This window comes from Streptomyces sp. NPDC021225 (assembly GCF_044332865.1).
In the GTDB taxonomy this organism is placed as follows: domain Bacteria; phylum Actinomycetota; class Actinomycetes; order Streptomycetales; family Streptomycetaceae; genus Streptomyces.
In genome coordinates this window covers 1,197,650-1,216,982 of sequence record NZ_JBIRPV010000002.1, presented here as the reverse complement: position 1 = coordinate 1,216,982, position 19,333 = coordinate 1,197,650, and the positions used below count along the sequence as shown (strand labels likewise).

Here is a 19,333-nt window from a genome sequence, read left to right as displayed (position 1 = left end):
GTGCGTCCAAGGACGCACCCCGCCGCCGTGCCGTGTCCGAGGGTCAGCCCTGGACGCCGAGCTTCTCCAGGATCAGCTCGCGCACGCGGGCCGCGTCGGCCTGGCCGCGCGTGGCCTTCATGACCGCGCCCACCAGCGCGCCCGCCGCCGCGACCTTGCCGCCGCGGATCTTGTCGGCGATCGCCGCGTTGCCCGCGATGGCCTCGTCGACGGCCGCGCCCAGCGCGCCCTCGTCCGAGACGACCTTCAGGCCGCGGGCCTGAACGACCGCGTCCGGGTCGCCCTCGCCCGCCAGCACGCCCTCGATCACCTGGCGCGCCAGCTTGTCGTTGAGCGAGCCCTCGGCGACCAGGGCGCACACGCGCGCGACCCGGGCCGGGGTGATCGGCAGGGACGTGAGGTCCACGCCGTCCTCGTTGGCCCGGCGGGCCAGCTCGCCCATCCACCACTTGCGCGCCGACGCCGCGTCGGCGCCCGCGTCGATGGTGGCGGTGATCAGCTCGATCGCGCCCGCGTTGAGGACGGACTGCATCTCGTGCGCCGAGATGCCCCACTCCTCGCGCAGCCGGGTGCGGCGCACCCGCGGCAGCTCCGGCAGTCCGGCCCGCAGCTGCTCCACCCACTCGCGCGCCGGGGCGACGGGCACCAGGTCCGGCTCCGGGAAGTAGCGGTAGTCCTCCGCCTCCTCCTTGATCCGGCCGGACGTCGTGGAGCCGTCCTCCTCGTGGAAGTGACGGGTCTCCTGGATGACCGTGCCGCCGTCCCCGAGCACGGCCGCCTGCCGCTGGATCTCGAAGCGGGCCGCGCGCTCGACGGAGCGCAGCGAGTTGACGTTCTTGGTCTCGGAGCGGGTGCCGAACTTGTCGGCGCCGTGCGGCCGCAGCGACAGGTTCACGTCGCAGCGCATCTGGCCCATCTCCATGCGCGCCTCGGAGACCCCGAGCGCCTTGATGAGCTCGCGCAACTCGGCCACGTACGCCCGGGCGACCTCCGGGGCCCGGTCCCCGGCCCCCTCGATCGGCTTGGTGACGATCTCGATGAGCGGGATACCGGCCCGGTTGTAGTCGAGGAGGGAGTGCTGGGCGCCGTGGATACGGCCCGTCGCGCCGCCCACGTGGGTGGACTTGCCGGTGTCCTCCTCCATGTGGGCGCGCTCGATCTCGACCCGGAAGACCTCGCCGCCGTCGATCTCGACGTCCAGATAGCCGTTGAAGGCGATCGGCTCGTCGTACTGCGAGGTCTGGAAGTTCTTCGGCATGTCCGGATAGAAGTAGTTCTTCCGGGCGAAGCGGCACCACTCGGCGATCTCGCAGTTCAGCGCGAGGCCGATCTTGATGGCGGACTCGATGCCGGTCTCGTTGACGACCGGGAGCGAGCCGGGCAGGCCGAGACAGGTGGGGCAGGTCTGCGCGTTGGCCTCGGCGCCGAGCGCCGTGGAACAGCCGCAGAACATCTTGGTCGCGGTGCCGAGCTCGACGTGGACCTCGAGCCCCATGACGGGGTCGTAGGCGGCGAGGGCGTCCTCGTACGACACCAGTTCAGTGACGGTCACGGAAAACTAACCTCTCAGTCCGCCAGGACGTCGTCGTCGCCCATGCGCTTGAGCTCGCGGACGAGCAGCGCGATGGTGGTGACGATCGCGGCGGCCGAGACCACCGCGTCGACCAGCTGGAGCTTGTCGTTCTCGGATCGTGCCTTCTTGACCTGCTTGGCCACGCTCACCGCGCCGAAGAGCGCGGAGCCGATGGACAGGTAGGTGCCGGGCTTGGACTTCTTGAAGCTCTTGGCCTTCTTCAACGCGCTCACAGTGTCTCTCCGTTCGCCCCGCCGCGGCAGCGGCTGATGTTACAGCCGCCCGCGCGGCGCAGAGGTGCGGCTTTCGAAGTCATCTGCGGCCCGGCGGCCGCGCGTGCGTCGCTCACAGTGACTGTGCCTCCTCGAGCAGCGGGTGCCCCCACTTGTCGACGAACGCGGCCTCGACCGCCGCGCCGACCTTGTAGAGCCGGTCGTCGGCCATGGCGGGAGCGATGATCTGAAGGCCCACCGGCAGACCGTCCTCCGGCGCCAGGCCGCAGGGCAGCGACATGGCCGCGTTCCCCGCGAGGTTCGCCGGGATGGTGCACAGGTCGGCCAGGTACATCGCCATCGGGTCGTCGACGCGCTCGCCGATCGGGAAGGCGGTGGTGGGGGTGGTCGGCGAGACCAGCACGTCCACCTGCTCGAAGGCGCGCTGGAAGTCCTGGGTGATCAGGGTGCGGACCTTCTGCGCGGAGCCGTAGTACGCGTCGTAGTAGCCGGAGCTGAGCGCGTAGGTGCCCAGCATGATCCGGCGCTTGACCTCGGGGCCGAAGCCCGCCGCGCGGGTGAGCGCGGTGACGTCCTCGGCGGAGCGCGAGCCGTCGTCGCCGGCCCGCAGGCCGTAGCGCAGGCCGTCGAAGCGGGCCAGGTTGGACGAGCACTCCGACGGCGCGATCAGGTAGTACGCGGCCAGAGCCTTGTCGAACGACGGGCAGGACAGCTCCACGACCTCGGCACCGAGCTCGCGCAGCAGCTCCACCGACTCGTTGAAGCGCTGTACGACGCCGGCCTGGTAGCCCTCGCCCCCGAACTCCTTGACCACGCCGATGCGCATGCCGCGCACGCTGCCGTTGCGGGCGGCCTCGACGACCGGCGGGACCGGGGCGTCGATGGAGGTGGAGTCGAGCGGGTCGTGCCCGGCGATGGCCTCGTGCAGCAGCGCCGCGTCCAGCACGGTCCTGGCACACGGGCCGCCCTGGTCCAGGGACGAGGAGAAGGCCACCATGCCGTACCGGGACACCGCGCCGTACGTCGGCTTGACGCCGACCGTGCCGGTCACGGCCGCGGGCTGGCGGATCGAGCCGCCGGTGTCGGTCCCGATCGCGAGCGGGGCCTGGAAGGACGCCAGCGAGGCGGAGGAGCCGCCGCCGGAGCCGCCCGGGATACGGGTGAGGTCCCAGGGGTTGTTGGTGGGCCCGAACGCGCTGTTCTCCGTCGACGACCCCATGGCGAACTCGTCCATGTTGGTCTTGCCGAGGATCACCACGTCCGCGTCCTTCAGGCGGGTGACCAGCGTCGCGTCGTACGGCGGGACCCACCCATCCAGGATCTTGGAACCGACGGTGGTCGGGATCCCCTTGGTGGTGAAGATGTCCTTCAGGGCGAGCGGAACGCCGGCCAGCGGGCCGAGCTCCTCGCCACGCGCGCGCTTCTCGTCCACGGCCCGGGCCTGGGCGAGCGCGCCCTCCCGGTCCACGTGCAGAAACGCGTGCACCTTCTCGTCGACGGCCTCGATACGGGCCAGGTGCGCCTCGGTCACCTCGACGGCGGTGACGTCGCCGGAGGCGATCTTCTCGGCGATGCCGGAAGCGGTGAGCTTGATCAGATCAGCCATGCGGGTCACTCCTCCCCCAGGATCTGCGGCACCTTGAACCGCTGCTGCTCCTGGGCGGGGGCGCCGGAGAGCGCCTCCTGCGGGGTCAGCGACGGACGGACCACGTCCGCGCGCATGACATTGGTCAGCGGCAGCGGGTGAGAGGTCGGCGGTACGTCTTGGTCGGCGACCTCGGAGACGCGGGCGACCGCGCCGATGATGTCGTCGAGCTGTCCGGCGAAGTGATCGAGCTCTTCGTCCTTCAGCTCCAGACGCGCCAGCCGTGCGAGGTGGGAGACCTCCTCGCGCGTGATGCCAGGCATGCAGCGATCCTCAGGGTGAGTGTGGTGAGTTTTCGCCCCAATCCTATGGCTCCGGCCACGCTGCGGGCGAAACGCTTACCCAGGCCGGCCTCCCGCCCGACGGGTCCGCGGAAGGATCCCCGGCAGGGGTGCGGGCGGGGTGAACCCCTAGGGGCGGTGTCTGGCGGATCTTTTCCCCACCCGGCCCCTTCCCTGACCAGGGGCTTTGCCCCCGGGGGCTGCGGCGGAGCCCCGCCTGACGGGGCCCGGGGGCCGGGGCAGGGACCCGGGTCGGGGAGGGGCGGGGTGGGGGAGAACCTTGGCTAGGTGACCGGCTGGTCCGCGTCTTCCTCGGCCGGGGCCGTGGCGGCCGTGGCAGCCGGGGCGACGGCAGGCGCAGAGGCTGGAGCAGGGGCAAGGGCAGGGGCAGGGGCCGGGGTGGCGGGCGTGACCGCGGTGGCCTCCTCGCGGTGCCACCCGCGCTCACCCCGGGCGCGCAGCCACGCCGTCATCTCGTCGGGCGGCATCGCCGCCGCGACCAGCCAGCCCTGCACCGCGTCGCACCCCAGATCCCGCAGCCGCTCCCAGGTCTCGTCGTCCTCGACGCCCTCCGCGACGACCAGCAGCCCGAGCGAATGCGCGAGGTCGACCGTGCAGCGGACGATCTCCGCGTCCTCGGTGTCCACGGCCAGCCGGGCCACGAACGACCGGTCGATCTTGAGCTCGCTCACCGGCAGCCGCCGCAGGTGGACCAGCGAGGAGTAGCCCGTGCCGAAGTCGTCGAGGGACATCCGCACGCCGTGTCCGGTGAGGCTGGCCAGCGTGTCGGCGGCCCGCTGCGGGTCCTCCAGCAGGACGTGCTCGGTGATCTCCAGCTGGAGCGCGCCCGCCGGGACCCCGTGGCGGGCCAGCCGCCCTGCGACCGCTCCGGCGAAGCCGGGGGTGTGCACATCGCGCGGCGAGACATTGACCGCGACGGGTACGTCGAGGCCGTCGGCGCGCCAGCGGGCGACCTGGCCGAGCGCCGTCTCCAGGACGTACTCGGTCAGCCGCGGCATCAGCCCGGAGGTCTCGGCCATGGAGATGAACTCGTCCGGCGGGACGCGCCCCCGGTCGGGGTGCACCCATCGGACGAGCGCCTCCAGGCCGGCGACATGGCCGTCGAAGCCGACCTTGGGCTGGTAGTGGAGCTCGACGTCGCCCGCGTCCAGCGCCCGCCGCAGATCGCCGAGGAGGCCGAGCCGATCGGGCGTGTTGCCGTCGCGCCGGGCCTCGTACAGCTCGACGCCGCTGCGGTCGCGCTTGGCCTGGTACATGGCGACGTCCGCGCGGCGCAGCAGCCCCTCGGCGTCGAGCGCGTGGTCGGGGTAGACGGCGACACCGGCGCTGGCTTCGAGGACGAGGGTGAGCCCGTCCAGGTCCAGCGGCGAGCCGAGGTCGCCGACCAGGCTGCGGGCCGCCCGCTGGGCGCTGGTCAGGGAGTCGGTGGTGGGCAGCAGCACCGCGAACTCGTCGCCGCCGAGCCGCGCCACCTCCGCCCCGCGCGGCAGCGCGACCCGCAGCCGGTCCGCGATCTGGAGCAGCAGCCGGTCGCCCGCGAGATGGCCCAGGGTGTCGTTGACCGAGCGGAAGCGGTCGAGGTCGAGCAGGACGAGCGCGGAGCGGGTGCCGCTCCGCTCGGACTCGTCCAGCGCGGTCCAGGTGCGTTCGAGCAGCCACTGGCGGTTGGGGAGTCCGGTGAGCGGGTCGCGCAGCTGCTCCTCGGCGCGCACCCGGGCGATCCACAGGGTGGAGTCGAGGGCGATCAGGGGCACCGCGAACAGCGGGAGCAGCAGGGGCATCTCGTCGGCGACGACGACGATCAGCGGGGCGATGCCGAGCAGCGCGATGCCGACGAGGGCCTGCCGGACCAGGGCCGTGCGGGCGAGGGTGGGCAGTCCGGCGCCGGGCGGGGCGAGGGAGTACCACAGGAGGGCGCGGGTGACCGCGAGATAGCCGAAGGCGGCCAGGGCCGTCTGGGGGATGGCGGACATCTCCCAGCTCGCCGGCCGCCAGGGGTGCTCGACGGTGGGGACGGTGCCGAAGGCGGCGAGGGTCAGGGCGGCCGCGCCGACGCCGAGGATGTCGACCGCGCCGTGCAGCGCCGCCTGCCGCCAGCGGTGCCGCCGGGCGGCGCCGACCAGGACGACGACGGCGAGGCTGACGAGCCCGGCGGGCAGCCAGCCGTACAGCAGCAGCGCGGCCAGGGTTAACGCGGAGCCGGATCCGGTGCCGCCCCACCAGCGGTCCCGGCCCATGGCGACCAGATGGCCGACGATGATTCCGGTGAGGACGGCGAGGGACCAGCCCACTGTGCCGTCGGGAAAGAGCGCATGGCCCGCGTCGAGCACCCGGAATACCCCGATGCCGAGTGCGAAAGCGGCCATCGCGACGGCCGCGGCGGGCAGCGCCGGCAGCACGAGCCGGTGCAGCCGTGACGCCGGGGCGGCGCTTTCGGTCGGTTTCATACCCGTCCCTCTCACAGCCGGCGGTGCCAGCGCCACGGCAGGCGCACACCATCAACAGTAGGCGGCAGATGGCTTTGACGGGCGGCGATCGGCGACGGTTGCCCGAATGCCGCCCGACGATCCATAACCATCTGGTATGCGCTGTAAGGGTGATGCCCGCTCGCGATGCCCGGGAAGTGCTCCCAGTCGTAATCCGGCCAGGTTGGACCGGAACCCACTTGGTACTCCACCGGACAGTTCGTCCGGACGGGTCATGCGGAGTCATCCGGAGTCGGGCGGAGCCCATCCGGATGACTCCTGACAGCTCGTTACTTGGTCCCGACTTGGCCCCGACTACTCCGCGGGCGTCACCGCGACCTCTCTCGCGGCCTCGGGCCCCTGTTCGAGCAGGACCGCAAATCCATCCTCATCGAGCACGGGAACCTTCAACTGCATGGCTTTGTCGTACTTCGATCCTGGATTGTCGCCGACAACAACAAAACCCGTCTTCTTCGAAACGGAACCCACGACTTTCGCGCCGCGGTTCTGAAGCGCCTCCTTCGCCCCGTCCCGGGTGTGCGATTGCAGGGTGCCGGTGACCACGACCGTGAGCCCTTCGAGCGGCCGCGGCCCCTCGTCCTCGGCGGCCTCCTCCTCGAACCGGACCCCGGCCCGGCGCCACTTCTCCACGATCTCGCGGTGCCAGTCCTCGGCGAACCACTGCTTGACCGAGGCCGCGATGGTGGGCCCCACGCCCTCCACGGCCGCCAGCTCCTCCTCGCCCGCCTCGGCGATCCGGTCCAGCGAGCGGAACTCGCGGGCCAGCGCGGCGGCCGCGACGGGCCCGACATGACGGATGGAAAGGCCGGTGAGGATACGGGCCAGCGGGCGCTCCTTGGCCGCCTCAATGTTGGCCAGCATCGCCAGGGTGTTCTTCTTCGGCTCGCCCTTCTGATTGGCGAAGAAGGTGACGACTTTCTCCTCCCCCGTCTTGGGGTCGCGCTTGGGCAGTCCGCTGTCCGGGTCCAACACATACGACCGGATGGGGAGGAGTTGTTCGACCATCAGGTCGAACAGATCGCCTTCGTCCTTCAGTGGCGGCTCGGCGGGCTCCAGCGGCTGGGTGAGCGCACCGGCGGCGACATAGCCGAAATTCTCGATGTCCAGACACTTGCGGCCCGCCAGGTAGTAGACGCGCTCGCGGACCTGGGCCCGGCAGTAGCGGGCGTTGGGGCAGCGCAGATCGACGTCGCCCTCCTTCATCGGCTGGAGCGGAGTGCCGCACTCCGGGCACTCGGCGGGCATCACGAACTCCCGCTCGGTGCCGTCCCGCAGATCGACGACCGGCCCCACAATTTCCGGAATGACATCGCCCGCTTTACGCAGCACCACGGTGTCGCCGATCAACACGCCTTTGGCCTTGACGACGTCCTGATTGTGCAGGGTCGCGAATTCGACTTCCGAGCCCGCCACCGTGACCGGCTCGACCACGGCGAACGGCGTAACGCGCCCGGTGCGCCCGACGCCGACCCGGATGTCGACCAGCTTGGTATTGACCTCCTCCGGCGGGAACTTCCAGGCGATGGCCCAGCGCGGCGCCCGCGAGGTGGAACCCAGCCGCCCCTGGAGCGGGATCTCGTCGAGCTTGACGACCACGCCGTCGATCTCGTGCTCCAGCGAATGCCGCCGCTTGGGGTCCCCGTAGTACGCGATGTACTCACGGACGCCGTCGAGCGAATCCACGACCTTGTAGTGCGCGGCCGTCGGCAGCCCCCACTCGTGCAGCAGCTCGTAGGCCTGCGACTGCCGGTCGATGGCGAAGCCGTCGCGCGCTCCGATGCCGTGGACCACCATGCGCAGCGGGCGGCTCGCGGTGACCTTGGGGTCCTTCTGGCGCAGCGAGCCCGCCGCCGCGTTCCTCGGGTTGGCGAACGGCGGCTTCCCCGCCTCCACCAGCCGCGCGTTCAGCTCCTCGAAGCGCTCCCCGGGGAAGTAGACCTCGCCGCGGACCTCCACCAGCTCCGGAACCCGGTCGCCCTTGAGCCGGTCGGGGATCGCGGAGATCGTCCGCACATTGGGCGTGATGTCCTCCCCGGTGCGGCCGTCGCCGCGCGTCGCGGCGCGGGTCAGCCGGCCGCGCTCGTACGTCAGGTTGACCGCGAGGCCGTCCACCTTGAGCTCGCACAGGAAGTGGTACGGGGTCTCCGCCAGCTCCCGGACGATGCGGTCGGCCCAGCCGGCCAGCTCGTCGTTGTCGAAGGCGTTGTCCAGGCTGAGCATGCGCTCGCGGTGCTCGACCTCCGTGAACTCCGTCTCGTACGCCCCCGCGACCTTCTGGGTCGGCGAGTCGGGCGTCCTGAGCTCCGCGTATTCCTCCTCCAGCGCCTCGAGCGCCCGCAGCAGCCGGTCGAACTCGGCGTCGCTGACGACCGGGGCGTCCTTGACGTAGTACCGGAAGCGGTGCTCCTCGACCTGCTCAGCGAGCTTGGCGTGCTTGTCCCGTGCCTCCGCGGGCACTGTCGACTGCTGTTCGCCGGCCACCGTGTCGTCCTCCCGTTACTCAGGGTTGTCCGCGAGCGATCTCGCCGCCTGGACGCAGTGGGCCAGCGCGGCGCGCGCGTACGCGGGCGAGGCGCCCGCGAGGCCGCACGCCGGGGTGACCACCACGGACTCCGCGAGAGTCCCAGGCGAGAGCCCCAGCCTGCGCCACAGCGTCCTGACACCCATGACGCTACCGGCAGGGTCCGACAATGGGGTGTCGGTCCCCGGCACCGCGCCGACGAACAGCGAGGTGCCGGCCTCGACGGCCTCCCCGATCGCCTCCTCCTCACGCTCCGTGAGCAGGGAGAAGTCGAAGGAGACCCCGGCGGCCCCCGCCCGCCGCAGCAGCCCGAAGGGCACGCCGGGCGCGCAGGAGTGGACGACCACCGGCCCGTCCGCCACCGCGATCACATCCCGCAGCGCGCCCTCCAGCACGCCCCGGTCCACTGCGGCGTAGGTGCGGTAGCCGCTGGCCGACCGGACCCGCCCGCGTGCCACCGCCGTCAGGGACGGCTCGTCGAGCTGGAGCACCACCTGGGCCCCGGGGACCCGGCGGCGCACCTCCGCCAGGTGGCCGCGCAGCCCCTCCGCGAGCGAGGCCACCAGGTCCCGGCAGGCGCCCGCGTCGTTCAGCGCGGCCTCCCCGCCCCGCAGTTCGAGCCCGGCGGCCAGGGTCCAGGGCCCGACGGCCGACACCTTGAGCGCGCCCTGATAGCCCTGGGTGAACTCCTCCAGGGCGTCCAGGTCCTCCCTCATCCAGGAGCGCGCCCGCCGGGTGTCGCGCCCGGGGCGGTCGCTGATCCGCCAGCCGCTGGGCTCCACGTGCGCGTACACCTCGACCAGCAGGCCGGCGGTCCGCCCGATCATGTCCGCGCCGGGACCCCGCGCGGGCAGCTCCGGCAGGTACGGCAGCGTCTCCAGCGACCCGGTGACGGTCTTGGCGGCCTCCCGCGCGTCACCGCCCGGCATCGACCCGACGCCGGTCGCGGCCCCCGCGCCCCAGCTCGGCCCCTTCGCGTTGTCCGCGCTGTTCGCGGTGCTCTTCTCGCTCACCCCGGAAGGGTACGAGCCCCGCGGCCGCTCGCGTGAACCGCTCGGTCGGCCCTCGGCGCCCGCAGGCCGAACCACGCCAGCAGCGCGGCGCCCGCGTACGCCGCGCCAGCCAGTCCGAAGGATGCCGCGGCGCCCGCGTACCAGCCGCCCGCGCCCGCGAGCACCGCGCCCATGACAGCGATGCCGACCAGCGTGCCGATCTGCCGGTTCGCGTTGAGCGTGGCCGAGGCGATGCTCGCGTGCTCGCGTCCGGCGGCGTCCATGAGTGCGCCGGTCATCGCCGGGGAGGCGACACCGAGGCCGGTGTTGAAGGCGCCCAGGATCACGGCGAGCGCCCAATAAGGCAGCCCCGGGGAGATGACGACCGCGAGGGCGGTCGTCCCGGCCGCCGCGTACAGCAGCGACCCGGCGAGCGCGGCCCGGTTGCCCACCCGGTGCCCCGCCTTGGCGTACAGGACATTGCCGAGCAGGAAGACCATCTGGGTGGGGAGCAGTTGCAGGCCCGCCTCCATGGGGCTCGCGCCGCGCGCGTTCTGCAGGAAGAGCCCGAGCATGAACATCCCGCCGTAGCAGCCGAGGTTGAAGAGGAAGCCGACGGCGTTGGCGGTCGAGAAGCGCGCGTTGGCGAAGAGTGCGCCGGGCAGCACCCGGGCCGTCGTCCCCGCGGCCCGCTCCCGTACCGCGAAGGCGGCCCCGGCCAGCAGCGCGACCGCGAACGCGGCGAGCACCGGCGCCGCGCCCCACCCCGTCTCCGGCCCCTGGATGAGGCCGTACGCGAGCGCCGCGAGCGCGACCAGACCGAGCGCGTGCCCGCCCGCGCCCAACGGCATGGCGCGGCCGGGAAGCGGCGCGACGTAACGGCGCGCGAGCACCAGGGCGGCGAGCCCGACGGGCAGGTTGACCAGGAAGATGCTGCGCCAGCCCAGGCCGCCGACCAGCAGCCCGCCGACCGCGGGCCCCACTCCGGCCGCCGTCGAGACGATCGCGGACCAGATGCCCAGGACCCGGGCGCGCTCCGGGCCGCCCGGGAAGGCGTTCATGAGGAGGGTGAGCGAGCTCGGCATGAAGAGCGCGGCCCCGGCCCCCTGCGCCAGCCGCCCGGCCACCAGCACCCCGGCGACCGGGGCCACCGCGCACACCAGCGAGGCCGCGGTGAACAGCCCGAGCCCGGCCAGATAGATCCGCCGCGCCCCGAAGCGGCCCGCCAGTGACCCGGCGAGCAGCAGCAGGGACGCGAAGACCAGGACGTAGCCGTCGACGACCCAGGTGAGGCCGGAGAGGGTCAGATCCAGGCCGGAGCGCAGCTGGGGCCCCGCGACGTTCATGATCGTCACGTCCAGGGTCGCCATCACGAAGCCGAGGGCCAGCGCGAGAAGTTGCACGCCCTGCCGCTTCTCTGTCGCCCGCCCCTCCCCCTCTGCCTTCCCGTTCGACTTCGCCTTCACGGAATGTCCGGGCTCGTCCGCCCTCTGCCGTGCCCTGTCCGTACGAGTGATCATGCACGAAAACTTATAGCTGTATCCATTACAGCTGCAATAGATACAGCTATAACTTTACTGGCGCCATACGAAAGCCCCTGGGACCCACGCCCTGGGCTCCCGGGGGCTCCCGCGATGCCTACCCCACCCGGTCGAGCGCCTTCAGCAGCTGCGCCCGCAGCTCATCGCGCCCCTCGTCGGTCAGGTGGTCCAGTGGCGAGTCCTTCCCCATCCGCCGCAGCAGATCCAGCCGCAGCTCCCGCCCCTCCTCGGTCAGGACCAGCTGCTTGGCCCTGCGGTCCGTGGGGTGCGGCTGCCGTACCACCAGCCCCTGCTTCTCCATCTTGTCCATCACATAGGTCACGTTCGGCGGCTCACAGCACAGCACCGCTGCCAGCTCCCGCGCCGTCTTCGGCTCCCCCAGCTCCTCCAGGGCCTTCGCCTGGGTGGGGGTGAGGCCGAGCTCGGCGATCCGGCTGCGCCGGTGCGCGTCCATCCGCCGGGACAGTTCGGTGACGAGCCCCCGGATCTCCCTGACCCCGCACCCCGCTTGCGCGTCGGTCGCTCTCGCTTCGGCTTCGCTGCTCACCTCGTCAGCGTACGTCGGCGGGCGCGGTTCGCCGCCGACGCGTCGGGACTCCGCCCCGCTCGGCCGTCAGGCGATCGGCCGCACCGACAGGTCCGTGATCTCCGCGTCGCGCGGCAGGTCGAGGGCCGCCAGGACCGTGGTCGCCACCGACCCGGCCGTCATCCAGCGCTCCGGGTCGTACTCCTTGCCCTCCTGCTGGTGCACCTTGACCTGCATGGGCGTGGCCGTACGCCCCGGATAGACGGTGGTCACCCGCACCCCGTGGCCGCTCTCCTCCCAGCGCAGCGCGTCGGCCAGCGCCTTGAGCCCGTGCTTGCTCGCCGCGTACGCGCCCCACTGGCTGCTGGCCCGCAGCCCGGCACCGGAGTTGACGAAGACCACATGCCCCTGGGCCACCCGCAGCTGTGGCAGCAGCAGCCGGGTCAGCTCGGCGGGCGAGACCAGATTGACGGCGAGCTGGCGGGTCCACACCTTGGGGGTCAGCTCGCCGACCTCGCCGAGGTCCACCACGCCGGCGATGTGCAGCAGCGAGTCCAGCCGCTCGGGCAGCGCCTGCTGCCCCAGCGCCCAGGACAGCCGGTCCGGGTCCGCCAGGTCACCGACGACCGTACGGGCGCCGGGAAAGCGCGCCGCCAGCTCCCGTGCCCGCCCGGCGTCGCGGGCCAGCAGCCACAGCTCCTCGCCCCGCTCGACGAGCCGCTCGGTGACCGCCTCGCCGATGCCCGAACCTGCTCCAGTGATCAGATGCGTTCCCATGCCCCCAGCTTGCCGCACCGGGCGGGGCCGCGGCGGCGCGGGTGCGCGGGCCGCCGTCGTCCGGAGGGCACCGAGAAGACGGTCATGGTCCGTCCAACTGTTCCTGGACGTGCCGGGCCTGCGCTGCGCGGCGCTGGGCGCGGAACAGCGCGAGGGCCCGCAGCCGGTTCTCCCGGGCCTCCTCGGGCCGCCCCAGGGCCTGCTGGGCGTCGGCGATGTTGGCGAGGGTGTCGGCCTCGTCATACGCGTTGCCCGCCTCCTGGAACAGCTCCAGAGCCTCGCTGTAGTGGACGAGCGCCCGGTCGTGGCGGCCGGTCCGGTGGGCGATGTAGCCGAGGCTGTCCAGCGTCGAGGCCTCGGCGCCCCGGCCGGCCTCGGCACGGAACAGCGCCAGGGCCCGCTCGCAGTGGTCGCGCGCCTCCTCGAAGCGGCCCAGCTGGGCATGGCACCAGCCGACCGCGTTGAGCTGGCCCGCCTGCCAGACGGGGTTGCCGAGCCCCTCGTACAGGCGCAGGGCCTGGCCCGCGTGGGTCAGCGCGGCCTCTTTGTCGCCCTGTTGCTCCCAAACCCATCCAAGGGTGCGATGTGTGTGGGCCTGGCCGGGGACGTCGCCTGCCTCCTCGTACACCGCCAGCGCCCGGCCGAGGTGGTCCAGGGCCTCGGCGCCCTGCCCCAGGTGCGAGGCGGCCTGGCCCAGGCGCCAGTGGGCGAGCGCCCGCGCGGGCGGATGGCCCTGGCGCTCGGCGGCGGTGAGCCCCGCCCGCCAGACCCTGAGGTGGTCCCGGAAGTGGGCGCCACGCCAGTGGTAGGAGATCAGCGTCCAGGCCAGCTGCCAGACCGGGGTGTGCCGTTCCTGCTTCAGGGCCAGCCGCTGGGCGGCGAGAACGCAGGCGTGTTCGGCGTCGAACCAGTCCAGGGCCGCGGCGGGGTCCTCGAGGCGGACCGGGACGCAGCCGGGCGCGGCCGGGTCGAGCTCGGGTCTGAACGGCGTGTTCGGCCCGTCCACCAGGCTGTTGGCGGCGAAGGCGGTGTGCAGATAGAAGTCGACCAGCCGACGCAACGCGTCCCGGCCACGCCCGCGCTCGTCCGCCTGACCGCGCTCGGCGGCGTACAGCCGGACGAGATCGTGCATCCGGTAACGGGCCGGGGCGTGCCGCTGGACCAGGTGCGCGGCCTCCAGCTCGCCGAGCAGTACGCGGGTGCGGGGCGCGTCGAGCCCGGCGAGGGAGGCCGCGGCGGGCAGGCCGATGTCGGGGCCCGGCGCCAGGCCCAGCAGTCCGAACAGCTCGGCCGCCGGGGCGGAGAGGGCGCGGTGCGAGGCGGCGAAGACGGCGCGCAGGTTCGCGGTCAGATCGCCGGTGTCCAGCGCGTCCAGCCGGGTCGCCGCCTCCCTCAGCTCCTCGGCGAGCGCGGCGAGGGGCAGGTCGGGGTGGGTGGCGGCGCGCGCGGCCACGATCCCCAGGGCCAGCGGAAGGCCCGCGCAGTGCTCCAACAGCACGTCCACCGCGTCCGGTTCGGCCTCGACCCGCGCGGCCCCCAGGTGCCGCACCAGCAGCTCGCGCGCCTCGGCCGCGCCGAAGACGTCGAGCGGCAGCGGCAGCGCGCCGTGCGTGGTGACCAGGGAGGTGAGCCTGGAACGGCTGGTCACCAGCACGGTGCAGCTGGGGCTGCCGGGCAGCAGCGGCCGCACCTGCCCGGCGTCGCGGGCGTCGTCCAGCACAACCAGCACGCGCCGGCCCGCCAGCAGGCTGCGGTACAGCGCGGTCTGCGCGTCCAGGTCCACCGGGATCGAGTCGGGCGCGACGCCGAGCGCGTCCAGGAACCCCCGCACCGCGACCGCTGTCGGCACCGGTTCCGCCGACGGGTCGAAGCCGCGCAGGTTGACGTACAGCTGCCCGTCGGGGAACCGCGCCGTGTTCTCGTGCGCCCAGCGGACCGCCAGCCAGGTCTTGCCGACCCCGCCGATCCCGCCGATCGCCGAGATCACGACCGTCTCGCCGCCGGCCTCGGCCCGTACGTCGCACACCTCGCTCAGCCGCAGCAGCTCCCGCGCGCGGCCGGTGAAGGCGGGCGGCGGGGCGGGCAGCTGACGCGGCACCGGGATGTGGGCCTCCGGGCCGAGGCTCGTGTCGCCCGCAGGCGGTTCCGCGAGCGCGGGGTCCCCCTCCAGGATCCGCTGATGCAGCTGGTCCACCGCCCGGCCCGGGCCGATGCCCAGCTCCGCAACCAGCAACTGCCGTGTGCGCCGATAGTGCTCCAGCGCCTCGGCCTGGCGGCCACAGCGATACAGCGCGAGCATCAGCTGCCCCGCCAGCCGCTCGTCCAGCGGGCGCTCCCCGGCCCGGGTGAACAGCCCGGCCAGCAGCTCCCCGTGGCGCCCGCGGCGCAGCCCGGCGTCATTACGGTCCAGCTCGGCCGCGAACCGCTCCTGGGCGAGGGCGTCGCGCAGCGCGTTGAACCAGGGCGTGTCGATCGCGCCGAACGCGTCGCCGCGCCACAGCCCGAGCGCCTGCTCCAGCAGCGCCTCGGCCCCCTCGTCGGCGGCGCTGCGGGCCTCGGCGACCAGCTCACGGAAGCGGTGCAGGTCGATGGCCGCCTTCTCGGCCGCCAGGACGTAGCCCCCCGCTTCCTTCCCGATCTCCACCCCGACAGCGGTCAGGACGGCCCTCAGCCGCGAGAGATAGCTGTAGAGCGCCGTACGGAACCGCTGCGGCGGCCGCTCACCCCAGATCCGGTCCGCGAGCTGATCGACGGAGACCGAACGGTTGGCATCGACGAGCAGCGCCGCCAGAACGGACCGCTGCCGCACATGCCCGACGTCCATCGGACGGCCGTCGGCCCACACCTCGATGCCGCCCAATAACCCGAACGTGACCGCCATTTCGCTCCCACGGTGGAAACAGCCTGCCCTGTGACAGCCCATCCGATCAGCCGATTCAAGGTCCGCACAAGGTCTCTGCAACACCGGCCCGAAAGGCTGTCCTATGCGGCGCCCGGCAGGGGGGCGGGCGCCGCCACTCCCCCGGCCCGAATACCGAATGGGGGATGCGTCTGTCATGGACGTCACACGCCGAACACTTCTCTGCGGCATCTCCGCCGCTCCGCTCGCCGCGGCCGCCGGCGGCCTGGTACTCCCGTCCACGGCGCACGCGGCTTCTTCCGAGGCAGCGTCCGAATTCCGCGTGAAGATGCGCGACCGCCCGAAGAGGCAGGTCGGCTACACCTACCCTGAGGCGATCGCCGGTCTCGCCCGTGCACTCCCGGCAGCGCCCCTGGTGGCAGAGGTGCTGCGGAACGCCGACCGCAAAGCGGTGGTGAACCACCGCTGGCCCGCGGGGGGCAAGCCGGACAGGCTCAAGTACTCCTTCGGCTGGGACCCTGACACCAGTGACGGCACCACTCCGGCGTGGTATCCGCAGGGCATCTCCACCAGCTACGACGCCTACCACGGACCGATTCCGGGCACGAACACGGAGCCGGAGAAGCGGGCGGTCCTGGTGTCCTGGTACGGAAAGGGCATGAACGCGTGGCGGGGCGCGCGTATCACCTTCGTCGATGTGACCCTCCCGAGCAGGCCGCGATACCGTCACGTGCTGCTCGTGGAGCCCCTGAAGCGTCTCGGCCAGCCCAATGACTTCCGGCCGGTCAAAGCCCACGCGGGAGGCCTCGCCTGGTACGGGGACAGGCTCTATCTCGCTGACAGCGCGAATGGCGGGTTGCGCGTATTCAACATCAACCAGATGTTCCGGGTTTCCGCCAGCGGGCTCGCGGCGGCGGGCTACTGCGGATACCACCGGGGAGACAAGAAGTACTACGCGTGGGGCTACCAGTACGTGCTTCCGCAGAGCCGTGCCTACGACAACGCGGGAGCGGACCTGAGGTATTCACAGGTCGCGGTGGACCATACGACCCCGCAGCCTTCCCTCCTTGTCAACGAGTACTTCGGCGGCGGCAGCACCCGGTGCATACGCTGGAACATGAACTCCAGCACGAGTTCCATCACCTCCGAAGAGGCCGTGGAGGAGCGGTCGTTCGAGCGGGCCAACGTCCAGGGGGTCGTCAGTGTGAACGGCTCCTACTACTTCTCGGTCAGCAAAGGTTCCAACCCCGGGCACCTGTACCGCTGCCCGCGCGGCAGCTTCGAGAAGCCCAAGAAGCACGGAAAGCTCTCGATCGGCCCCGAGGACCTCAGCTACGACGGTGACCGGAACGGCATCTGGAGTCTGGGCGAGCACCCGCGCAGGCGCGCCGTGTACGTGGTGGGCCGCTGAGCCTCGACATCACCAAGGCGTGGCTCCGCTCCGGCGGAGCCACGCTCACGGCTATCTCACTGCTCCAGGTGCGCCAGCGCGTCCGCGCCGCTCTCCGCGAAGAAGACCAGCTCGCTGAGGGGGAGCGGCAGAAAGCCCTCGTCCTCCATCCGCTGGAACTGCTGCTTCAGCCCGTCGTAGAAGCCCGCCGTGTTGAGCAGCACCACCGGCTTGATGTGCAGGCCGTGCTTCTTCAGCTCCAGGATCTCGGTGGCCTCGTCCAGCGTCCCCGTGCCGCCCACCATGACCACCACCGCGTCCGCCCGGGCGAGCAGCTGCGCCTTCCGCTCGGCGAGATCCTTGGCGATCACCATCTCGTCGGCGTTCTCCCTGGCCTTCGCGGACAGGAACTCCACCGATATCCCGACGAGCCGCCCGCCGTTCTCCTGCACCCCGTCCGCCATCACCTTCATCAGCCCGACGTCCGACCCGCCCCACACGAGAGTGTGCCCACGCTTGCCGATCAGCTCGGCGAACTCGCGGGCCGGGGCGGTGTAGCGGTCGTCCAGGTCGGCGGCGGAGCAGAAGACGCAGATATTCATGCTCGCCACTGTACGGCGCGGGTGCGACAGCGCCCCGGATCCGCGCGGCTGATTCAGGCGGCCAGCGCCGCCATGGGCGTCGGCGACGGCCCGCCCCAGGCCAGCTCGAACCACACCGTCTTCCCGCCGAGCCCGAACGGCTCCTCCCCGATGGCGCAGCCACCCCACCGGTCCGCGAGGACGTCGAGGATGAACAGCCCCCGGCCGCCGTCCACCTCCACGGACGGCTTGAACGGCTCAGGGAGCTCGGGGTTGGTGTCGGTGACGCTGACCCGCAGCACGGGGTGCCTCCACAGCAGACGAACGGACGCGCAGTCGTCTGAGTATCGGACGGAGTTGGTCGCCAGCTCGGAGGTGAGCAGCGACGCCAACTCGACCAGTTCACGCAGCCCGTGAGCCGTCAGCACGGCGCGCAGCGTGGCCCGGACGATGCCCGGACCGCGGGGGTCTCGGGGGAAGCGGAGTTCGTACTCCCAGGGCTCGGTGAACAGCAGCGGTGGCGGTTGCGGGGTCACGTGGCACCTCCGGTGGGCGTTGCGTTCGCGGTCACAAGCTAGAGCACTTTGAGTAACTTGTGAGTCACTCAGACACGAACGAGTGAAACAAAACTCGACTCAGTAGACCCTCACTTAGCCCCCTGCCAGACTGCCTGGACGGGCAGCGAGAGAGGACTCATGGCACCAAGAAGCGCCCCTACAGGCCGTCAGCGCCGCCTCGCCGTGGAACTACGGCGCATGCGCGAGCAAGCCGGGGTTTCCATCCAGCAGGCGGCCACGATGCTGGGCGCCGACCGGACGATGATCTCCAACGTCGAGGCCGCGCGCACGAGGCTGAGCGAAGAGCGCGTCCGTCAGCTCGCATGCAATTACGGATGCGCGGACGAGCCACTGATCAACGCGCTGGCCTCCATGACGGGCAGCCGTCGGAGCCGGGACTGGTGGGCGGAGTACAGAGGCAAGCTGCCGGACGGCTTCCTGGACATCTCCGAGATCGAGCACCACGCCACGCACATCCGCACCGCGCAGACGGTGCACCTGCCAGGCCTGCTGCAAACCGAGGAGCACGCCCGTGCACTCTTCGAGCTGGTGGTCCCGAAACTGCCGCGCCTGGAAGTCGAGCTGCGCGTGGCACACCGCCTGGAACGCCAGAACATCCTCGACCGGGAGCGGCCGACCCCCTACGTCGGCATCATTCACGAGGCCGCACTGCGCATGCAGTTCGGCGGGCGGGACGTGGCCAGGACACAGCTCGAATACCTGGCCGACGCAGCAGACCGCGACAACATCACCCTGCTCGTCATCCCGTTCAGCGCCGAAAGTTTCCACGGCGCCGGACAGTCGATCCTGTACGCAGAGGGACCCGTACCGCAGCTCGACACCGTGCAGTTGGACACCGCCTACGGCCCCCACTTCGCCGATGCCCCGACTCCGCTCGCCAACTATCGTGCCCTGCTGGACCTGATGGAAGACTCGGCGTTCCCATCCGATGAGTCTCAGAAGCTCATCCGGTCCATCGCCCGCGATATGTGAGAGGGGCCATCAGTGCACGAGTCCACCTGGCAGCGGTCATCGTTCTGCGGCGGCGGCGGCAACAACTGCATAGAGGTCGCCATTGATGGCAGCGCCATAGCCATACGCGAAAGCGCCGAGCCCGAAGCAGTCCTGATCACCGACCGCACCGCGCTGCGCGCGTTCGTCCTCGGCGTGAAGGACGGGCGCTTCGACCCCCTGCTGGACCGCCGGTAGCCGACGCGGCAATACGACCATGGGCCCCGGTGCGACACGCACCGGGGCCCCTCGCATGCTGCGACTCACGCCGATGGGTGACGCGCATCACCCAGATGAGCCAGCAAAGTGACCTTCCAGCCCCATAAGCTGCCCAATAC

16 protein-coding genes are annotated in these 19,333 nt (G+C 71.7%); 3 read left to right on the top strand and 13 right to left on the bottom strand.

Features of this window, described 5'->3' with window-relative positions; all coding sequences use genetic code 11:
* Window positions 1-43: 43 nt before the first annotated feature.
* The 11 genes from gatB to ACH4S9_RS13465 form a co-directional block, all read right to left on the bottom strand.
* Window positions 44-1,552 carry an Asp-tRNA(Asn)/Glu-tRNA(Gln) amidotransferase subunit GatB gene (gene gatB, locus ACH4S9_RS13515; RefSeq protein ID WP_311730300.1) on the bottom strand — a complete coding sequence of 503 codons (1,509 nt, stop codon included), beginning with the start codon at window positions 1,550-1,552 and terminating at the stop codon, window positions 44-46.
* 14 nt (window positions 1,553-1,566) lie between these two features.
* Complete coding sequence (locus tag ACH4S9_RS13510; RefSeq protein WP_311730301.1) at window positions 1,567-1,806, bottom strand: hypothetical protein; 240 nt, start codon at window positions 1,804-1,806, stop codon at window positions 1,567-1,569.
* A gap of 112 nt (window positions 1,807-1,918) precedes the next feature.
* Window positions 1,919-3,412 carry an Asp-tRNA(Asn)/Glu-tRNA(Gln) amidotransferase subunit GatA gene (gene gatA / locus ACH4S9_RS13505; RefSeq protein ID WP_385344412.1) on the bottom strand — a complete coding sequence of 498 codons (1,494 nt, stop codon included), beginning with the start codon at window positions 3,410-3,412 and terminating at the stop codon, window positions 1,919-1,921.
* A gap of 5 nt (window positions 3,413-3,417) precedes the next feature.
* Complete coding sequence (gene gatC / locus ACH4S9_RS13500; RefSeq protein ID WP_311730303.1) at window positions 3,418-3,714, bottom strand: Asp-tRNA(Asn)/Glu-tRNA(Gln) amidotransferase subunit GatC; 297 nt, start codon at window positions 3,712-3,714, stop codon at window positions 3,418-3,420.
* Between the two features lie 302 nt (window positions 3,715-4,016).
* The gene (locus ACH4S9_RS13495; protein ID WP_385344408.1) at window positions 4,017-6,200 is read right to left on the bottom strand and encodes a putative bifunctional diguanylate cyclase/phosphodiesterase; all 2,184 of its coding nucleotides are present in this window, start codon (window positions 6,198-6,200) and stop codon (window positions 4,017-4,019) included.
* A gap of 333 nt (window positions 6,201-6,533) precedes the next feature.
* Window positions 6,534-8,720 carry an NAD-dependent DNA ligase LigA gene (ligA, locus tag ACH4S9_RS13490; protein ID WP_398371751.1) on the bottom strand — a complete coding sequence of 729 codons (2,187 nt, stop codon included), beginning with the start codon at window positions 8,718-8,720 and terminating at the stop codon, window positions 6,534-6,536.
* A gap of 15 nt (window positions 8,721-8,735) precedes the next feature.
* Window positions 8,736-9,773 carry a methionine synthase gene (locus ACH4S9_RS13485; protein ID WP_398371749.1) on the bottom strand — a complete coding sequence of 346 codons (1,038 nt, stop codon included), beginning with the start codon at window positions 9,771-9,773 and terminating at the stop codon, window positions 8,736-8,738.
* A complete protein-coding gene (locus ACH4S9_RS13480) occupies window positions 9,770-11,155 on the bottom strand; it encodes an MFS transporter (protein WP_385344402.1) in 1,386 nt (461 codons plus the stop codon). The genes ACH4S9_RS13485 and ACH4S9_RS13480 overlap by 4 nt, the downstream gene beginning before the upstream one ends.
* Before the next feature lie 235 nt (window positions 11,156-11,390).
* Complete coding sequence (locus tag ACH4S9_RS13475) at window positions 11,391-11,840, bottom strand: MarR family transcriptional regulator (RefSeq protein WP_311730308.1); 450 nt, start codon at window positions 11,838-11,840, stop codon at window positions 11,391-11,393.
* 66 nt (window positions 11,841-11,906) lie between these two features.
* A complete protein-coding gene (locus ACH4S9_RS13470) occupies window positions 11,907-12,596 on the bottom strand; it encodes an SDR family oxidoreductase (protein ID WP_311730309.1) in 690 nt (229 codons plus the stop codon).
* 82 nt (window positions 12,597-12,678) lie between these two features.
* Complete coding sequence (locus ACH4S9_RS13465) at window positions 12,679-15,477, bottom strand: BTAD domain-containing putative transcriptional regulator (protein WP_398371746.1); 2,799 nt, start codon at window positions 15,475-15,477, stop codon at window positions 12,679-12,681.
* 175 nt (window positions 15,478-15,652) lie between these two features.
* Between ACH4S9_RS13465 and ACH4S9_RS13460 the strand changes: the two genes are divergently transcribed.
* Window positions 15,653-16,867 (top strand): hypothetical protein, encoded by a 1,215-nt coding sequence (locus tag ACH4S9_RS13460; RefSeq protein ID WP_398371744.1) that lies wholly within the window; start codon window positions 15,653-15,655, stop codon window positions 16,865-16,867.
* A gap of 56 nt (window positions 16,868-16,923) precedes the next feature.
* Here ACH4S9_RS13460 and ACH4S9_RS13455 read toward each other — a convergent pair whose 3' ends face one another.
* Together ACH4S9_RS13455 and ACH4S9_RS13450 are read right to left on the bottom strand one after the other, a co-directional pair.
* Window positions 16,924-17,448 (bottom strand): TIGR00730 family Rossman fold protein, encoded by a 525-nt coding sequence (locus ACH4S9_RS13455; RefSeq protein WP_352129407.1) that lies wholly within the window; start codon window positions 17,446-17,448, stop codon window positions 16,924-16,926.
* Between the two features lie 53 nt (window positions 17,449-17,501).
* The gene (locus ACH4S9_RS13450; protein ID WP_385344389.1) at window positions 17,502-17,963 is read right to left on the bottom strand and encodes an ATP-binding protein; all 462 of its coding nucleotides are present in this window, start codon (window positions 17,961-17,963) and stop codon (window positions 17,502-17,504) included.
* A gap of 159 nt (window positions 17,964-18,122) precedes the next feature.
* Here ACH4S9_RS13450 and ACH4S9_RS13445 point away from each other — a divergent pair, with 159 nt between their 5' ends.
* Window positions 18,123-18,977: a helix-turn-helix transcriptional regulator gene (locus tag ACH4S9_RS13445; protein WP_398371741.1), complete on the top strand. Its 855-nt coding sequence runs from the start codon at window positions 18,123-18,125 to the stop codon at window positions 18,975-18,977.
* 12 nt (window positions 18,978-18,989) lie between these two features.
* The gene (locus ACH4S9_RS13440; RefSeq protein ID WP_398371739.1) at window positions 18,990-19,193 is read left to right on the top strand and encodes a DUF397 domain-containing protein; all 204 of its coding nucleotides are present in this window, start codon (window positions 18,990-18,992) and stop codon (window positions 19,191-19,193) included.
* Window positions 19,194-19,333 lie beyond the last annotated feature (140 nt).

Coding starts and splice junctions, on each gene's coding strand:
- ACH4S9_RS13465 (WP_398371746.1), bottom strand. CDS start 15,477: ATGGCGGTCACGTTCGGGTTATTGGGCGGCATCGAGGTGTGGGCCGAC.
- gatC (WP_311730303.1), bottom strand. CDS start 3,714: ATGCCTGGCATCACGCGCGAGGAGGTCTCCCACCTCGCACGGCTGGCG.
- ACH4S9_RS13495 (WP_385344408.1), bottom strand. CDS start 6,200: ATGAAACCGACCGAAAGCGCCGCCCCGGCGTCACGGCTGCACCGGCTC.
- ACH4S9_RS13445 (WP_398371741.1), top strand. CDS start 18,123: ATGGCACCAAGAAGCGCCCCTACAGGCCGTCAGCGCCGCCTCGCCGTG.
- gatA (WP_385344412.1), bottom strand. CDS start 3,412: ATGGCTGATCTGATCAAGCTCACCGCTTCCGGCATCGCCGAGAAGATC.
- ACH4S9_RS13455 (WP_352129407.1), bottom strand. CDS start 17,448: ATGAATATCTGCGTCTTCTGCTCCGCCGCCGACCTGGACGACCGCTAC.
- ACH4S9_RS13460 (WP_398371744.1), top strand. CDS start 15,653: ATGGACGTCACACGCCGAACACTTCTCTGCGGCATCTCCGCCGCTCCG.
- ACH4S9_RS13470 (WP_311730309.1), bottom strand. CDS start 12,596: ATGGGAACGCATCTGATCACTGGAGCAGGTTCGGGCATCGGCGAGGCG.